Raw genomic sequence first — 15235 nt, 5'->3', positions numbered from 1 at the left:
ATGTACCGCATAGGTGAACTTGCGAAGCTTGCTAACGTAACGCCGGATACTATCCGCTACTACGAAAAGCAGCAGATGATCGATCATGAGGTCAGAACAGAAGGTGGATTTCGCCTTTATACGGATAACGACTTGCAACGCCTTCGTTTTATCCGCTATGCCCGGCAACTCGGCTTCACGCTGGAGTCGATCCGTGAACTGCTGTCGATCCGTATCGATCCTGAACATCATACGTGTCAGGAATCTAAAAGCATCGTTCAGGCCCGGCTGGATGAAGTTGAAGGACGAATTCAGGAGCTGCAGGCCATGCAACGATCTCTACAAAGGCTGAATGACGCGTGCTGCGGTACTGCTCACAGCAGTGTTTATTGCTCAATACTGGAAGCCCTTGAACAGGGCGCCAGTAGTGAAACTCAGGGTTGTTGATTTTTTATCAGCCACGGACTAGACTCCCGCCGACATTAACTATGCTCAGGAGAAATGATGAGCCGCTATCAGCATACTAAGGGACAAATTAAGGATAACGCCATTGAAGCATTGCTTCACGACCCGCTTTTTAGACAGCGTGTTGAGAAGAACAAGAAGGGAAAAGGGAGTTATTTGCGTAAAGGTAAACATGCACAACGTGGTAACTGGGAGGCCAGTGGCAAGCAAGCTAATCGCTTTTTTACCACTGGCCTTTCTGTTTCTCTCGCCTGATTAAACGCGGTTATTCTGCTCTTTTAACAGATCGCGAATTTCAGTCAGTAAGACTTCTTCTTTAGTTGGTGCTGGCGGGGCAGCAGCCGGTTCTTCTTTTTTACGGTTAAGTCTGTTGATAAGTTTGATCGCCATGAAAATGGCAAATGCCACGATCACGAAATCAAATACGTTCTGAATGAATACGCCGTAGTGCATTACAACCGCAGGGATATCGCCCTGAGCTTCCCGAAGGGTGAAGGCGAATTGTTTGAAATCAATGCCTCCAATCAACAGTCCTAACGGCGGCATAATAATGTCGGCGACTAATGATGAAACGATCTTACCGAACGCCGCACCAATAATGACACCCACAGCCAAATCCACCACATTCCCGCGCATCGCAAATTCGCGAAATTCTTTAATAAAACTCATTATGTTCTCCTTGTGCCAGCTGACGCCTATAAGTTTAACAAATGATTAGCTAATTGCCATTGGGGATAAATAATCGTTATGAAAAATAAAAGGCATGAAAATTAGAAGGTTAATATTTGGGTGCCCTCGTCTGAGCACCCAAATCATTACAGGAAGAACGGGCTTGGCTGGAATAAACGCTCGACGTCGGTAATAAATTTTTTATCGGTCAGGAACATAATAACGTGGTCACCCTGCTCAATACGTAAATTATCATTGGCGATCATCACATCATTACCTCGCACTACTGCGCCGATAATGGTGCCTGGTGGAAGTTTAATTTCATCGATTGCGCGACCAACAACGCGTGACGTCGTTTCATCCCCGTGAGCGACGGCTTCAATGGCTTCAGCAACACCACGACGAAGAGATGACACGCCGACAATATCCGCTTTACGCACATGGCTTAGCAGGGCAGAGATGGTGGCTTGCTGGGGTGAAATAGCAATATCAATTACGCTACCCTGTACCAGATCGACATAAGCCTTACGCTGGATAAGCACCATAACTTTTTTCGCCCCCATACGTTTAGCGAGCATGGCGGACATAATATTCGCTTCGTCGTCGTTGGTGACGGCAATAAAAAGATCAACCTGATCGATATGCTCTTCGGCCAGCAATTCCTGATCCGAAGCATCGCCATAAAACACGATGGTATTCTGAAGTTTTTCAGCCAGCTCTGACGCGCGTTGTTGATCCCGTTCGATCAGCTTCACGCTGTAGTCTTTTTCCAGCCGTCTCGCCAGACCTGCGCCAATATTACCGCCGCCAACCAGCATAATACGTTTATACGGTTTTTCGAGACGCTGTAGTTCACTCATCACCGCACGGATATGCTGAGAAGCCGCAATAAAGAAGACTTCATCCCCGGCTTCTACAATGGTGGAACCTTGCGGACGAATAGGTCTGTCGTGACGGAAAATCGCCGCAACACGCGTATCGATATGTGGCATATGCTCGCGCATTGTCGACAGGGCATTACCTATCAGCGGGCCCCCGTAATAAGCCTTCACGACCGCCAGGCTTACTTTCCCTTCAGCAAAGTTCACAACCTGCAACGCGCCCGGGTACTCAATCAGACGATAAATACTGTCGATAACCAGCTGTTCAGGCGCAATAAGATGGTCGATAGGTACTGCTTCGGAATTAAACAGCTTTTCCGCATCCCGGACATAGTCCGGGGAGCGAATGCGGGCGATGCGGTTTGGGGTGTTGAAAAGCGAGTAGGCCACCTGACATGCAACCATGTTGGTTTCATCAGAACTGGTTACTGCAACCAGCATGTCGGCATCGTCCGCGCCCGCTTCCCGAAGCACACGTGGATGAGAGCCGTGCCCCTGAACAACGCGGAGGTCGAACTTGTCCTGCAAAACGCGCAGGCGATCGCCATTGGTATCCACAATGGTGATATCGTTGTTTTCGCCCACGAGATTTTCCGCCAGCGTTCCGCCAACTTGCCCTGCGCCCAGAATGATAATTTTCATCTTTCGTGACCTGTTCTCAACATCACTCTTTGATTAGCTTAGCGTAAAAGAAGCCATCACCCTCTTCTGCGCCCGGCAGGTTTTGCAGACCCGGGTGCTCAGGCGTTCCCGTATCGTGCAGCGTAGCGTCCGGGGTGCGTTTCAGGAAAGCCGCAATTTGCTGACTGTTCTCTTCCGGGAGAACAGAGCAGGTTGCATACACCAGGGTTCCGCCGGGTTTGAGATGCGGCCAGATGGCATCCAGAATTTCGGATTGCAACTGGGCAAGCTCCTTGATATCACGATCGCGACGCAGCCATTTGATATCGGGATGACGACGAATCACGCCGGTTGCTGAGCAGGGGGCGTCCAGCAAAATGCGATCGAACCGGGTATCACCACACCAGTCAGCGGGTTTGCGTCCATCGCCTTGCTTAACCTGTGCTTTCATACCCAGACGCTTAAGGTTGTCATAGACGCGTGAAAGGCGCTGCTCATCAACATCCACGGCCATCACGCTGGCCTGCGGCGCCACTTCCAGGATGTGCGTTGTTTTCCCCCCTGGCGCCGCACAGAGATCGAGGATCTGCTCCCCGTCTTTCGGCTCAAGCCAGGTCATGCAGCCCTGAGCAGATGCGTCCTGTACCGTTACCCAGCCCTCTTCAAAACCGGGTAATGCATGTACCGGTGCAGGGGAGGCTAAACGAACCGCATCAGGATAAGCAGCGTGTGTGAAGCCGCTCATTCCGGCCTCTTCCAGCAGGGCCAGCCATGCGTCGCGTGTATGATGGTTACGATTGACGCGTAACCACATCGGCGGACGTTGATTATTGGCATCCACAATGTCTTGCCATTGTTGTGGGTAGGCTTTTTTAAGGCGATTCAGCAGCCATTCAGGGTGAAGGAAGCGCGCTTCGCTTTGCGCAAATTCTGCCAGCAGTTCGTCCTGCTGACGCTGGAACTGACGCAGCACGCCGTTGATCAATCCTTTTAGCTGAGGACGTTTAATCGCAACGGCACCCTCCACTGTCTCGGCCAGCGCAGCATGAGGTGGAATGCGGGTATGAAGAAGCTGGTAGAAACCGACCATGATCAAATAATGCACGGTACGCTGCTTGCCGCTCATCGGGCGTGACATCAGCTTGTTAATCAACCACTCAAGCTGAGAGAGGGTGCGCAACACGCCAAAGCACAGCTCCTGAAGCAGGGCTTTGTCTTTATCGGAAACCTTTTGTTGCAGTGGAGGCAGGACATTACTCAGTGACTGGCCCTGCTCGATAACCTGCTCAACGGCCTGAGCCGCCATAGTGCGTAGATTTTGTCTTTTCATAACCGTAAAAATAAAAATGCCCGGAAACACCGGGCCTTAAGAATAAATTTGTTCAGGCAAGGCGATTGCCAGGGATGAACCATTCACGACGAGAATTTAATAGATCCTGCGCGCTCATTGCCTTTTTACCGGCCGGTTGCAGCGATTCAAGATTCAGTACCCCTTCTCCGGTCGCAACCTGGATACCGTTTTTGCTGGCGTCGATAATCGTACCGGGCTCTGCCGATGCATTGCCGTTAATAACTGAAGCTTTCCAGACTTTCACTGGCTGCTCATCAATCATCAACCAGCTCATCGGCCATGGATTAAAGGCGCGGATGCAGCGTTCGAGTTGAGCTGCTGACAGGGACCAGTCGATCCGGGCTTCTTCTTTACTCAGTTTCTCAGCATAGGTCACCTGTGCCTCATCCTGCACTTCAGGTGTCGCTGTATTGTCAGCAAGCTGTTGCAGCGTCTCAATCAGCCCCTGCGGGCCGAGATCCGCCAGCTTGTCATACAGCGTGGCGCTGGTATCTTCTGCGGTGATGGGACACGCCAGTTTATACAGCATGTCGCCCGTGTCTAAACCTACGTCCATCTTCATGATTGTCACGCCAGTTTCAGCATCGCCTGCCCACAGAGCACGCTGAATAGGAGCTGCACCACGCCAGCGTGGGAGCAAAGAACCATGAACGTTCACACAGCCCAGGCGGGGCATATCGAGTACCGCTTTCGGCAGAATGAGGCCGTAAGCCACAACTACCATCACGTCCGCGTTCAGGTCTGCCACTAACTTCTGGTTTTCCTCAGGTCGTAATGACGCAGGCTGGAAAACCGGTAAACCATGTGTTTCTGCCAGTACCTTAACCGGGCCAGGCATCAGTTTTTTACCGCGGCCAGCCGGACGGTCCGGCTGAGTAAATACGCCAACAATCTGATGGCCAGACGTTAACAGCGCGTCGAGATGACGCGCTGCAAAATCAGGGGTACCCGCGAAGATTATACGTAGTGATGTAGACACGTTATTCCTTGTATCCGGGGGCGTTAAGCGCGAGAACGCAAACGATCCAGTTTCTCAACTTTCTGACGAATACGCTGTTGCTTCAGAGGTGAGAGGTAATCGATAAACAGTTTACCGACCAGGTGATCCATCTCATGCTGAATGCAAATTGCCAGCAGATCGTCGGCTTCCAGCTCAAACGGATTGCCGTCACGATCCAGTGCGCGGATTTTAACTTTTTCGGCACGTGGCACCAAAGCGCGCTGTTCAGGGATAGACAGACAGCCTTCCTCAATACCTGTTTCGCCGCTTTTTTCCAGCAGCTCAGGGTTGATCAGCACCAGGCGCTCATCACGATTTTCAGAAACGTCGATCACAATAATACGTTTGTGAATGTCTACCTGGGTCGCGGCAAGGCCAATGCCTTCTTCAGCGTACATGGTATCGAACATATCATCGACGATACGCTGAATTTCTGCATTCACTTCTTTAACCGGTTCCGCGACGATGCGAAGGCGCTCGTCAGGAATATGTAACACTTGCAAAACTGCCATAAATTTCCAGAGTCGTGTTCAGGAGTTGATAAGAATATTACTTCTATTCTAGACAAATCCCCGGTCGATTGACAGCATCAGTGACCAATCGCAAAGATTGCTGAGGCTGCTTATGGCAGGGAAAAGGATGACGTCCACAGAGATATGGTTACGGCTTATAAACATCGGGTCGTTATACGGTGATGCGATGCTGGAGATTGCGCAGAGGCTGCTTCGCCAGGCAACCGTCGATGCTGAAGCTGTCAACGCGTCAGGGCTTTCGCCCAAACATGCCGTAAAGTTTTTTTCGTTCAGTGAGAGTGAGCTTGAACGTAGTCTGGAATGGCTGGAACACGCCGACAACCACCTTCTCACGGCGGATGATCCTCGCTTCCCGCCATTGTTGCGTTCTATCCCTGATTTTCCCGGGGCGCTATTTGTGCGAGGCCGCGTTGACGTGCTTAATAGCATGCAGCTTGCGGTTGTGGGCAGCCGTGCGCCCTCGTGGTATGGCGAGCGTTGGGGGAAAATGCTGAGCGAACAGCTGTCCCAATGTGGCTTTACGATCACCAGTGGTCTGGCTTGCGGCATCGACGGTGTAGCACATCATGCGGCGTTGTCTGCAAAAGGGCGAAGTGTCGCCGTGCTTGGCAATGGTCTTTTTAGTCTCTATCCGCGTCGTCATCATATTCTGGCTGAGCAACTTATTGCTTCAGAGGGGGCAATAGTGTCTGAGTTTTCACTCTCAACACCGCCCAGACCGGGTAACTTTCCACGGCGTAACCGGATCATTAGTGGGTTAAGCCAGGGCGTGCTGGTGGTCGAAGCTGCGATTCGGAGTGGGTCGCTGGTTACCGCAAGGTGCGCACTGGAGCAGGGGCGTGAAGTTTTTGCGCTGCCCGGCCCGTTGGGGAACCCCGGCTGCGAAGGCCCTCACTGGCTGATAAAACAGGGGGCGACGCTGGTGACCTGCAAAGAAGATATCCTTGAAAATTTGCAGTATGGACTGCATTGGTTGCAGGATGATCTCCAAAAGCGACATATTTCATCGGATCAGGAGGCAGTAGCATTGCCATTTCCCAAGCTCCTGGCTAACGTAGGAGATGAGGTAACACCTGTTGACGTTGTCGCTGAACGTGCCGGCCAACCTGTGCCAGTAACGGTAGCACAGCTACTCGAACTGGAGTTAGCAGGGTGGATCGCAGCTGTACCCGGCGGCTATGTCCGATTAAGGAGGGCATGCCATGTTCGACGTACTGATGTATTTGTTTGAGACTTACATCCACAACGAAGCAGAAATGCAGGTGGATCAGGACAAATTAACACGGGATCTGACCGACGCAGGTTTTGAGCGGGAAGATATATATAATGCGTTGATGTGGCTGGATAAGTTGGCTGATTATCAGGACGGCCTCGCCGAACCGATGCAGCTTGCTTCTGACCCATTGTCTGTGCGCATCTATACAGCTGAAGAGTGTGAAAGGCTGGATGCCAGCTGCCGGGGATTCATTTTATTCCTCGAGCAGATTCAGGTGCTAAACCTCGAAACGAGAGAGATGGTGATAGAGCGCGTCATGGCGCTGGATACTGCTGAGTTTGAATTGGAAGATCTGAAATGGGTGATCCTGATGGTTCTGTTCAACATTCCAGGCTGTGAAAATGCCTATCAGCAAATGGAAGAATTACTCTTTGAAGTGAATGAAGGTATGCTGCATTAATTCTATGTGCAGCAACAAGAGTTGTTATGGCCAAATCAGCACTCTTCACGGTGCATAAAAACGAGCCCTGCCCACAGTGCGGGGCAGAACTTGTTATTCGGTCCGGGAAACACGGTCCGTTTCTCGGTTGTTCACACTATCCGGAATGTGATTATGTCCGTCCCCTGAAAAGCCAGGCGGATGGACATATCGTCAAAATTCTGGAGGGACAGCTTTGTCCTCTCTGTGGCGGTGAACTGGCGCTGCGGCAGGGGCGGTTCGGGATGTTTATCGGATGCAGCCGCTACCCGGAGTGTGAACATACGGAACAAATTGATAAGCCAGATGAAACAGCAATTGCCTGCCCTCAGTGCCAGCGTGGCCAATTGGTGCAGCGGCGCTCTCGTTATGGCAAGACCTTCCATTCGTGCGATCGCTATCCTGAATGCCAGTTCGTCATCAATTTCAAACCAGTAGCGGGCGTCTGCTCTCATTGCGATTATCCGTTACTTATAGAGAAGAAAACCGCGCAAGGCTTGAAACGCTTTTGCGCCAGTAAACAATGTGGAAAGCCGGTTTCGGCGGATCAAATCAGTGAATAATAACCTGCCATCAGGCTCCATCGCGCAGGCGGTGGAAATCCTGAAAAAAGAAGAAGTCATCGCCTATCCAACAGAAGCCGTTTTCGGGGTCGGGTGTGATCCTGACAGCGAAGTCGCCGTTAACCGTCTGCTGGCGCTAAAACAGCGGCCTGTCGAAAAAGGATTGATTTTGATCGCTGCGAACTACGAGCAGCTTAAGCCTTATATTGATGATTCCATGCTGACACCTGCACAGCGGGAAACCATTTTCTCTGCGTGGCCTGGTCCCGTGACGTTTGTTTTTCCTGCACAGCCGACAACGCCGCGCTGGTTAACCGGGCGTTTCGATTCACTCGCGGTACGTGTCACCGACCATCCGCTGGTGGTGGAGTTATGCCAGGCATTTGGTAAACCTCTGGTTTCAACCAGCGCCAACCTGACCGGGCTTCCCCCTTGTCGGACAACCGAAGAAGTTCTGGCGCAGTTCGGGAATGATTTCCCTGTTGCCGTGGGTGAAACCGGTGGTCGTCTTAACCCGTCAGAAATTCGCGATGCCTTGACCGGCGAACGTTTTCGCCAGGGATAATGTGATGGAAACCTATGCTGTTTTTGGTAACCCGATCGCGCACAGCAAGTCGCCTCTGATCCATCGGCTGTTTGCGGAGCAATTGCATATAGATCACCCATATGGTCGGGTTCTTGCGCCTGTTGATGCATTTATACCGACGCTGAATAGCTTTTTTGATGCGGGTGGTAAAGGTGCGAACGTCACGGTGCCTTTTAAAGAAGAGGCTTTCGGGCGCGCGGATGAACTGACCGAACGTGCGTCGCTCGCTGGCGCCGTCAATACTCTTAAGCGGCTTGAAGATGGTCGCCTTCTGGGCGATAACACCGATGGGATTGGTTTACTCAGCGATCTGGAGCGATTGTCGTTTATTAAACCAGGCTTTCGGATCCTGCTGATCGGCGCGGGTGGCGCCTCGCGCGGCGTATTGCTTCCTCTTCTTTCGCTGGATTGTGCGGTGACAATCACCAACCGTACTTTCTCCAGAGCAGAAGAGCTGGCGGCGTTGTTCGCACACACAGGCAGCGTAGCTGCGGTAGCACCTGACGATCTCGCGCGTCACGAATTTGATCTTGTGATTAATGCCACCTCAAGCGGTATTAATGGAGAGATCCCGGCGATTCCTGCATCCCTGATTCATTCCCACATCTACGCCTATGACATGTTTTATCAAAAAGGGAAAACGCCCTTTCTGACCTGGTGCGAGCAACAGGGGGCAAAACACGTGGCTGATGGTCTGGGAATGCTGGTGGGGCAGGCGGCTCATGCGGTGCTACTCTGGCATGGCCTGTTACCCGCTGTAGAACCGGTGATTGAAAAGCTCAAACAGGAACTGACGGCGTGAATCAGGCGATTCATTTTCCCGACAGAGAAATCTGGGATGAAAACAAGCAAGCGGTTTGTTTCCCGGTGCTGGTGCATGGTATGCAGCTTACCTGTGCGATTAAAGGGGAAACGTTGCTTCAGCGCTTTGGGGGGGCAGATCCGTTAGCGGTCTTTTGCGAAAATCGCTGGGACCTGGAAGAGGATGCCAGCGATTTGATCCGCGATCAGCAGGAAGACGATCAGGGTTGGGTCTGGTTATCCTGATCCAGATAGTCATTTTTCCATTTAACGTAATTGTTCGCTGAGTATTTCAATCCTTCGATCTCCGTCTCTTTTAGGGGGCGGATCTGTTTAACCGGGCTGCCTAAATAGAGATACCCACTTTCAAGACGCTTGTTTTGCGGAACAAGACTCCCTGCGCCAATCATTACGTCATCTTCTACAATGACGCCATCCAGCAAAATCGATCCCATCCCAACGAGAACCCTGTTACCGATCGTGCAGCCGTGGAGCATCACTTTATGGCCGACGGTAACATCTTCCCCAATAATGAGCGGGTTGCCCTCAGGGTTATAAGATGACTTATGAGTCACATGCAACACGCTGCCGTCCTGAATATTGGTGCGTGCACCGATTGCAACGTAGTTAACATCGCCCCGGATCGCGACAAGTGGCCAGATGCTGACATCATCGGCCATGCGAACATCACCAATGACCACGCTGCTGGCATCGATCATCACGCGATCGCCTTTTTGGGGGAACAGATGTTTATAAGGACGTAATACTGCAAACATATCTACCTCGATACAGATGAGCGTTATTAAAGAAGACTTTGATCGTATTCCTGGAGCGAGGCAAGGCAAAATGCGTCAATTTTTAAGCGGATCGGGTGGGTTTTCAGCGAAAAGCACGGAAAATCATCAGTTGGAAAAAAAGATCTAAAAAATACTTGTGCTAAAAACTGGGATCCCTATAATGCGCCTCCATCGACACGGCAGATGTGAATCACTTCACAGACAACCCGGTCGGTTGAAGAGAAAAAATCCTGAAATAACGGGTTGACTCTGAAAGAGGAAAGCGTAATATACGCCACCTCGCGACAGAGCGCTGAAGCGCGTCGCAACTGCTCTTTAACAATTTATCAGACAATCTGTGTGGGCACTCAAAGTGACATGGATTCTTAACGTCCTCGGACGAAAAATGAATACCAAGTCTCTGAGTGAACATACGTAATTCATTACGAAGTTTAATTCACGAGCATCAAACTTAAATTGAAGAGTTTGATCATGGCTCAGATTGAACGCTGGCGGCAGGCCTAACACATGCAAGTCGAACGGTAACAGGAAGCAGCTTGCTGCTTCGCTGACGAGTGGCGGACGGGTGAGTAATGTCTGGGAAACTGCCTGATGGAGGGGGATAACTACTGGAAACGGTAGCTAATACCGCATAACGTCGCAAGACCAAAGAGGGGGACCTTCGGGCCTCTTGCCATCGGATGTGCCCAGATGGGATTAGCTAGTAGGTGGGGTAACGGCTCACCTAGGCGACGATCCCTAGCTGGTCTGAGAGGATGACCAGCCACACTGGAACTGAGACACGGTCCAGACTCCTACGGGAGGCAGCAGTGGGGAATATTGCACAATGGGCGCAAGCCTGATGCAGCCATGCCGCGTGTATGAAGAAGGCCTTCGGGTTGTAAAGTACTTTCAGCGGGGAGGAAGGCGACAGGGTTAATAACCCTGTCGATTGACGTTACCCGCAGAAGAAGCACCGGCTAACTCCGTGCCAGCAGCCGCGGTAATACGGAGGGTGCAAGCGTTAATCGGAATTACTGGGCGTAAAGCGCACGCAGGCGGTCTGTCAAGTCGGATGTGAAATCCCCGGGCTCAACCTGGGAACTGCATTCGAAACTGGCAGGCTAGAGTCTTGTAGAGGGGGGTAGAATTCCAGGTGTAGCGGTGAAATGCGTAGAGATCTGGAGGAATACCGGTGGCGAAGGCGGCCCCCTGGACAAAGACTGACGCTCAGGTGCGAAAGCGTGGGGAGCAAACAGGATTAGATACCCTGGTAGTCCACGCCGTAAACGATGTCGACTTGGAGGTTGTGCCCTTGAGGCGTGGCTTCCGGAGCTAACGCGTTAAGTCGACCGCCTGGGGAGTACGGCCGCAAGGTTAAAACTCAAATGAATTGACGGGGGCCCGCACAAGCGGTGGAGCATGTGGTTTAATTCGATGCAACGCGAAGAACCTTACCTACTCTTGACATCCAGAGAACTTTCCAGAGATGGATTGGTGCCTTCGGGAACTCTGAGACAGGTGCTGCATGGCTGTCGTCAGCTCGTGTTGTGAAATGTTGGGTTAAGTCCCGCAACGAGCGCAACCCTTATCCTTTGTTGCCAGCGGTTAGGCCGGGAACTCAAAGGAGACTGCCAGTGATAAACTGGAGGAAGGTGGGGATGACGTCAAGTCATCATGGCCCTTACGAGTAGGGCTACACACGTGCTACAATGGCGCATACAAAGAGAAGCGACCTCGCGAGAGCAAGCGGACCTCATAAAGTGCGTCGTAGTCCGGATTGGAGTCTGCAACTCGACTCCATGAAGTCGGAATCGCTAGTAATCGTGGATCAGAATGCCACGGTGAATACGTTCCCGGGCCTTGTACACACCGCCCGTCACACCATGGGAGTGGGTTGCAAAAGAAGTAGGTAGCTTAACCTTCGGGAGGGCGCTTACCACTTTGTGATTCATGACTGGGGTGAAGTCGTAACAAGGTAACCGTAGGGGAACCTGCGGTTGGATCACCTCCTTACCTTAAAGAACCTGCCTTTGTAGTGTCCACACAGATTGTCTGATGAAAAGTAAATAGCAAGGCGTCTTGCGATTGAGACTGTACGTCCCCTTCGTCTAGAGGCCCAGGACACCGCCCTTTCACGGCGGTAACAGGGGTTCGAATCCCCTAGGGGACGCCACTTGCTGGTTCGTGAGTGAAAGTCACCTGCCGTCATATCTCAAAACTGACTTGCGAGTCATGTTTGAGATATTTGCTCTTTAAAAATCTGGATCAAGCTGAAAATTGAAACGACACATCTTTAATGGTGTGTTCGAGTCTCTCAAATTTTCGCAATCATGAAGTGAAACATCTTCGGGTTGTGAGGTTAAGCGACTAAGCGTACACGGTGGATGCCCTGGCAGTCAGAGGCGATGAAGGACGTGCTAATCTGCGAAAAGCGCCGGCGAGGTGATATGAACCTTTGACCCGGCGATGTCCGAATGGGGAAACCCAGTGCAATCCGTTGCACTATCGTTAACTGAATACATAGGTTAACGAGGCGAACCGGGGGAACTGAAACATCTAAGTACCCCGAGGAAAAGAAATCAACCGAGATTCCCCCAGTAGCGGCGAGCGAACGGGGAGCAGCCCGGAGTCTGAATCAGCTTGTGTGTTAGTGGAACGGTCTGGAAAGTCCGACGGTACAGGGTGATAGTCCCGTACACGAAAATGCACAGGTTGTGAACTCGAAGAGTAGGGCGGGACACGTGGTATCCTGTCTGAATATGGGGGGACCATCCTCCAAGGCTAAATACTCCTGACTGACCGATAGTGAACCAGTACCGTGAGGGAAAGGCGAAAAGAACCCCGGCGAGGGGAGTGAAAAAGAACCTGAAACCGTGTACGTACAAGCAGTGGGAGCCTCTTTATGGGGTGACTGCGTACCTTTTGTATAATGGGTCAGCGACTTATATTCTGTAGCAAGGTTAACCGTATAGGGGAGCCGAAGGGAAACCGAGTCTTAACTGGGCGTTAAGTTGCAGGGTATAGACCCGAAACCCGGTGATCTAGCCATGGGCAGGTTGAAGGTTGGGTAACACTAACTGGAGGACCGAACCGACTAATGTTGAAAAATTAGCGGATGACCTGTGGCTGGGGGTGAAAGGCCAATCAAACCGGGAGATAGCTGGTTCTCCCCGAAAGCTATTTAGGTAGCGCCTCGTGAACTCATCTTCGGGGGTAGAGCACTGTTTCGGCTAGGGGGCCATCCCGGCTTACCAACCCGATGCAAACTACGAATACCGAAGAATGTTATCACGGGAGACACACGGCGGGTGCTAACGTCCGTCGTGAAGAGGGAAACAACCCAGACCGCCAGCTAAGGTCCCAAAGTCATGGTTAAGTGGGAAACGATGTGGGAAGGCACAGACAGCCAGGATGTTGGCTTAGAAGCAGCCATCATTTAAAGAAAGCGTAATAGCTCACTGGTCGAGTCGGCCTGCGCGGAAGATGTAACGGGGCTAAACCATGCACCGAAGCTGCGGCAGCGACGCTTAGGCGTTGTTGGGTAGGGGAGCGTTCTGTAAGCCGTTGAAGGTGTGCTGTGAGGCATGCTGGAGGTATCAGAAGTGCGAATGCTGACATAAGTAACGATAAAGCGGGTGAAAAGCCCGCTCGCCGGAAGACCAAGGGTTCCTGTCCAACGTTAATCGGGGCAGGGTGAGTCGACCCCTAAGGCGAGGCCGAAAGGCGTAGTCGATGGGAAACAGGTTAATATTCCTGTACTTGGTGTTACTGCGAAGGGGGGACGGAGAAGGCTATGTCAGCCGGGCGACGGTTGTCCCGGTTTAAGCATGTAGGCGGAGGTTCCAGGTAAATCCGGTACCTTGTTAACGCTGAGGTGTGATGACGAGGCACTACGGTGCTGAAGTGATAAATGCCCTGCTTCCAGGAAAAGCCTCTAAGCATCAGGTAACACGAAATCGTACCCCAAACCGACACAGGTGGTCAGGTAGAGAATACCAAGGCGCTTGAGAGAACTCGGGTGAAGGAACTAGGCAAAATGGTGCCGTAACTTCGGGAGAAGGCACGCTGATGTGTAGGTGAAGTCCCTGCGGACGGAGCTGAAATCAGTCGAAGATACCAGCTGGCTGCAACTGTTTATTAAAAACACAGCACTGTGCAAACACGAAAGTGGACGTATACGGTGTGACGCCTGCCCGGTGCCGGAAGGTTAATTGATGGGGTTAGCGGCAACGCGAAGCTCTTGATCGAAGCCCCGGTAAACGGCGGCCGTAACTATAACGGTCCTAAGGTAGCGAAATTCCTTGTCGGGTAAGTTCCGACCTGCACGAATGGCGTAATGATGGCCAGGCTGTCTCCACCCGAGACTCAGTGAAATTGAACTCGCTGTGAAGATGCAGTGTACCCGCGGCAAGACGGAAAGACCCCGTGAACCTTTACTATAGCTTGACACTGAACACTGGTCCTTGATGTGTAGGATAGGTGGGAGGCTTAGAAGCGTGGACGCCAGTCTGCGTGGAGCCAACCTTGAAATACCACCCTTTAATGGCTGGTGTTCTAACGTAGACCCGTAATCCGGGTTGCGGACAGTGTCTGGTGGGTAGTTTGACTGGGGCGGTCTCCTCCCAAAGAGTAACGGAGGAGCACGAAGGTTGGCTAATCCTGGTCGGACATCAGGAGGTTAGTGCAATGGCATAAGCCAGCTTGACTGCGAGCGTGACGGCGCGAGCAGGTGCGAAAGCAGGTCATAGTGATCCGGTGGTTCTGAATGGAAGGGCCATCGCTCAACGGATAAAAGGTACTCCGGGGATAACAGGCTGATACCGCCCAAGAGTTCATATCGACGGCGGTGTTTGGCACCTCGATGTCGGCTCATCACATCCTGGGGCTGAAGTAGGTCCCAAGGGTATGGCTGTTCGCCATTTAAAGTGGTACGCGAGCTGGGTTTAGAACGTCGTGAGACAGTTCGGTCCCTATCTGCCGTGGGCGCTGGAGAATTGAGGGGGGCTGCTCCTAGTACGAGAGGACCGGAGTGGACGCATCACTGGTGTTCGGGTTGTCATGCCAATGGCACTGCCCGGTAGCTAAATGCGGAAAAGATAAGTGCTGAAAGCATCTAAGCACGAAACTTGCCCCGAGATGAGTTCTCCCTGAGACCTTGAGTCTCCTGAAGGAACGTTGAAGACTACGACGTTGATAGGTCGGGTGTGTAAGCGCAGCGATGCGTTGAGCTAACCGATACTAATGAACCGTGAGGCTTAACCTTACAACGCCGAAGCTGTTTTGGCGAACGAGAGACAGACACGATTTTCAGCC

At 51.9% G+C, this 15235-nt stretch carries 14 protein-coding genes, 1 tRNA gene and 2 rRNA genes; 11 read left to right on the top strand and 6 right to left on the bottom strand.

From position 1 onward, the window contains the following. Both zntR and ACQG0S_RS20300 read left to right on the top strand, forming a co-directional pair. Positions 1-426 (top strand): Zn(2+)-responsive transcriptional regulator, encoded by a 426-nt coding sequence (gene zntR, locus ACQG0S_RS20305; protein WP_003863328.1) that lies wholly within the window; start codon positions 1-3, stop codon positions 424-426. A 57-nt stretch (positions 427-483) separates the two neighbouring features. After that, positions 484-699, top strand: a complete 216-nt coding sequence (locus ACQG0S_RS20300) for an alternative ribosome-rescue factor A (RefSeq protein WP_022649585.1) — start codon at positions 484-486, stop codon at positions 697-699. Here the strand turns inward: ACQG0S_RS20300 and mscL are convergent, their stop codons facing one another. The 5 genes from mscL to def all read right to left on the bottom strand — a co-directional run bounded on the left by mscL (position 700) and on the right by def (position 5478). Next, positions 700-1113 (bottom strand): large-conductance mechanosensitive channel protein MscL, encoded by a 414-nt coding sequence (gene mscL, locus ACQG0S_RS20295; protein WP_003863335.1) that lies wholly within the window; start codon positions 1111-1113, stop codon positions 700-702. Positions 1114-1259: 146 nt separating this feature from the next. Then, positions 1260-2636 carry a Trk system potassium transporter TrkA gene (gene trkA / locus ACQG0S_RS20290; protein ID WP_003863337.1) on the bottom strand — a complete coding sequence of 459 codons (1377 nt, stop codon included), beginning with the start codon at positions 2634-2636 and terminating at the stop codon, positions 1260-1262. A 22-nt stretch (positions 2637-2658) separates the two neighbouring features. Beyond that, positions 2659-3945 (bottom strand): 16S rRNA (cytosine(967)-C(5))-methyltransferase RsmB, encoded by a 1287-nt coding sequence (gene rsmB, locus ACQG0S_RS20285; protein ID WP_026080642.1) that lies wholly within the window; start codon positions 3943-3945, stop codon positions 2659-2661. A 52-nt stretch (positions 3946-3997) separates the two neighbouring features. Continuing rightward, on the bottom strand, positions 3998-4945 hold the full coding sequence (gene fmt / locus ACQG0S_RS20280; RefSeq protein WP_048966152.1) for a methionyl-tRNA formyltransferase: 948 nt from the start codon (positions 4943-4945) through the stop codon (positions 3998-4000). A gap of 23 nt (positions 4946-4968) precedes the next feature. After that, a complete protein-coding gene (gene def / locus ACQG0S_RS20275; RefSeq protein ID WP_006812188.1) occupies positions 4969-5478 on the bottom strand; it encodes a peptide deformylase in 510 nt (169 codons plus the stop codon). A 127-nt stretch (positions 5479-5605) separates the two neighbouring features. Between def and dprA the strand changes: the two genes are divergently transcribed. From dprA to ACQG0S_RS20245, 6 genes are read left to right on the top strand one after another with little or no spacing between them, the layout of a single operon-like run. Continuing rightward, positions 5606-6730 carry a DNA-protecting protein DprA gene (gene dprA, locus ACQG0S_RS20270; RefSeq protein WP_032626756.1) on the top strand — a complete coding sequence of 375 codons (1125 nt, stop codon included), beginning with the start codon at positions 5606-5608 and terminating at the stop codon, positions 6728-6730. Continuing rightward, positions 6702-7175: a DUF494 family protein Smg gene (gene smg / locus ACQG0S_RS20265; protein ID WP_000460665.1), complete on the top strand. Its 474-nt coding sequence runs from the start codon at positions 6702-6704 to the stop codon at positions 7173-7175. The genes dprA and smg overlap by 29 nt, the downstream gene beginning before the upstream one ends. Before the next feature lie 26 nt (positions 7176-7201). Further along, complete coding sequence (locus tag ACQG0S_RS20260; RefSeq protein ID WP_023298754.1) at positions 7202-7756, top strand: DNA topoisomerase family protein; 555 nt, start codon at positions 7202-7204, stop codon at positions 7754-7756. Continuing rightward, on the top strand, positions 7749-8321 hold the full coding sequence (gene tsaC, locus ACQG0S_RS20255) for an L-threonylcarbamoyladenylate synthase type 1 TsaC (RefSeq protein ID WP_022649580.1): 573 nt from the start codon (positions 7749-7751) through the stop codon (positions 8319-8321). Before ACQG0S_RS20260 ends, tsaC begins: the two co-directional genes overlap by 8 nt. 4 nt (positions 8322-8325) lie before the next feature. After that, positions 8326-9144 carry a shikimate dehydrogenase gene (gene aroE / locus ACQG0S_RS20250; RefSeq protein ID WP_023307090.1) on the top strand — a complete coding sequence of 273 codons (819 nt, stop codon included), beginning with the start codon at positions 8326-8328 and terminating at the stop codon, positions 9142-9144. Then, positions 9141-9389, top strand: a complete 249-nt coding sequence (locus ACQG0S_RS20245) for a DUF1488 domain-containing protein (RefSeq protein WP_032626752.1) — start codon at positions 9141-9143, stop codon at positions 9387-9389. The genes aroE and ACQG0S_RS20245 overlap by 4 nt, the downstream gene beginning before the upstream one ends. On the opposite strand, the gene ACQG0S_RS20240 is transcribed toward ACQG0S_RS20245, so the two are convergent. Next, positions 9365-9919, bottom strand: a complete 555-nt coding sequence (locus ACQG0S_RS20240; RefSeq protein ID WP_032626749.1) for a gamma carbonic anhydrase family protein — start codon at positions 9917-9919, stop codon at positions 9365-9367. The genes ACQG0S_RS20245 and ACQG0S_RS20240 overlap by 25 nt on opposite strands. 474 nt (positions 9920-10393) lie before the next feature. Here ACQG0S_RS20240 and ACQG0S_RS20235 point away from each other — a divergent pair. The 3 genes from ACQG0S_RS20235 (at position 10394) to ACQG0S_RS20225 (ending at position 15185) form a co-directional block, all read left to right on the top strand. Continuing rightward, positions 10394-11935, top strand: a 16S ribosomal RNA gene (locus ACQG0S_RS20235). Positions 11936-12019: 84 nt separating this feature from the next. After that, positions 12020-12095 (top strand) — tRNA-Glu (locus tag ACQG0S_RS20230). A gap of 184 nt (positions 12096-12279) precedes the next feature. Next, positions 12280-15185: ribosomal RNA gene (locus tag ACQG0S_RS20225) — 23S ribosomal RNA — on the top strand. The 16S and 23S rRNA genes sit together here with 1 tRNA gene alongside, the layout of an rRNA operon. Positions 15186-15235: the final 50 nt, after the last annotated feature.

The sequence above is a fragment of the Enterobacter cloacae complex sp. 418I7 genome, from assembly GCF_050030705.1.
Lineage (GTDB): Bacteria > Pseudomonadota > Gammaproteobacteria > Enterobacterales > Enterobacteriaceae > Enterobacter > Enterobacter intestinihominis.
The sequence above is the reverse complement of the archived record's forward strand: the minus strand, read 5'-3'. Positions and strand labels throughout refer to the sequence as shown.

Excerpts from the sequence above, each read along its gene's own strand:
- zntR (WP_003863328.1), top strand. The coding sequence starts at position 1 with ATGTACCGCATAGGTGAACTTGCGAAGCTTGCTAACGTAACGCCGGAT.
- ACQG0S_RS20300 (WP_022649585.1), top strand. The coding sequence starts at position 484 with ATGAGCCGCTATCAGCATACTAAGGGACAAATTAAGGATAACGCCATT.
- mscL (WP_003863335.1), bottom strand. The coding sequence starts at position 1,113 with ATGAGTTTTATTAAAGAATTTCGCGAATTTGCGATGCGCGGGAATGTG.
- trkA (WP_003863337.1), bottom strand. The coding sequence starts at position 2,636 with ATGAAAATTATCATTCTGGGCGCAGGGCAAGTTGGCGGAACGCTGGCG.
- rsmB (WP_026080642.1), bottom strand. The coding sequence starts at position 3,945 with ATGAAAAGACAAAATCTACGCACTATGGCGGCTCAGGCCGTTGAGCAG.
- def (WP_006812188.1), bottom strand. The coding sequence starts at position 5,478 with ATGGCAGTTTTGCAAGTGTTACATATTCCTGACGAGCGCCTTCGCATC.
- dprA (WP_032626756.1), top strand. The coding sequence starts at position 5,606 with ATGACGTCCACAGAGATATGGTTACGGCTTATAAACATCGGGTCGTTA.
- smg (WP_000460665.1), top strand. The coding sequence starts at position 6,702 with ATGTTCGACGTACTGATGTATTTGTTTGAGACTTACATCCACAACGAA.
- ACQG0S_RS20260 (WP_023298754.1), top strand. The coding sequence starts at position 7,202 with ATGGCCAAATCAGCACTCTTCACGGTGCATAAAAACGAGCCCTGCCCA.
- aroE (WP_023307090.1), top strand. The coding sequence starts at position 8,326 with ATGGAAACCTATGCTGTTTTTGGTAACCCGATCGCGCACAGCAAGTCG.
- ACQG0S_RS20240 (WP_032626749.1), bottom strand. The coding sequence starts at position 9,919 with ATGTTTGCAGTATTACGTCCTTATAAACATCTGTTCCCCCAAAAAGGC.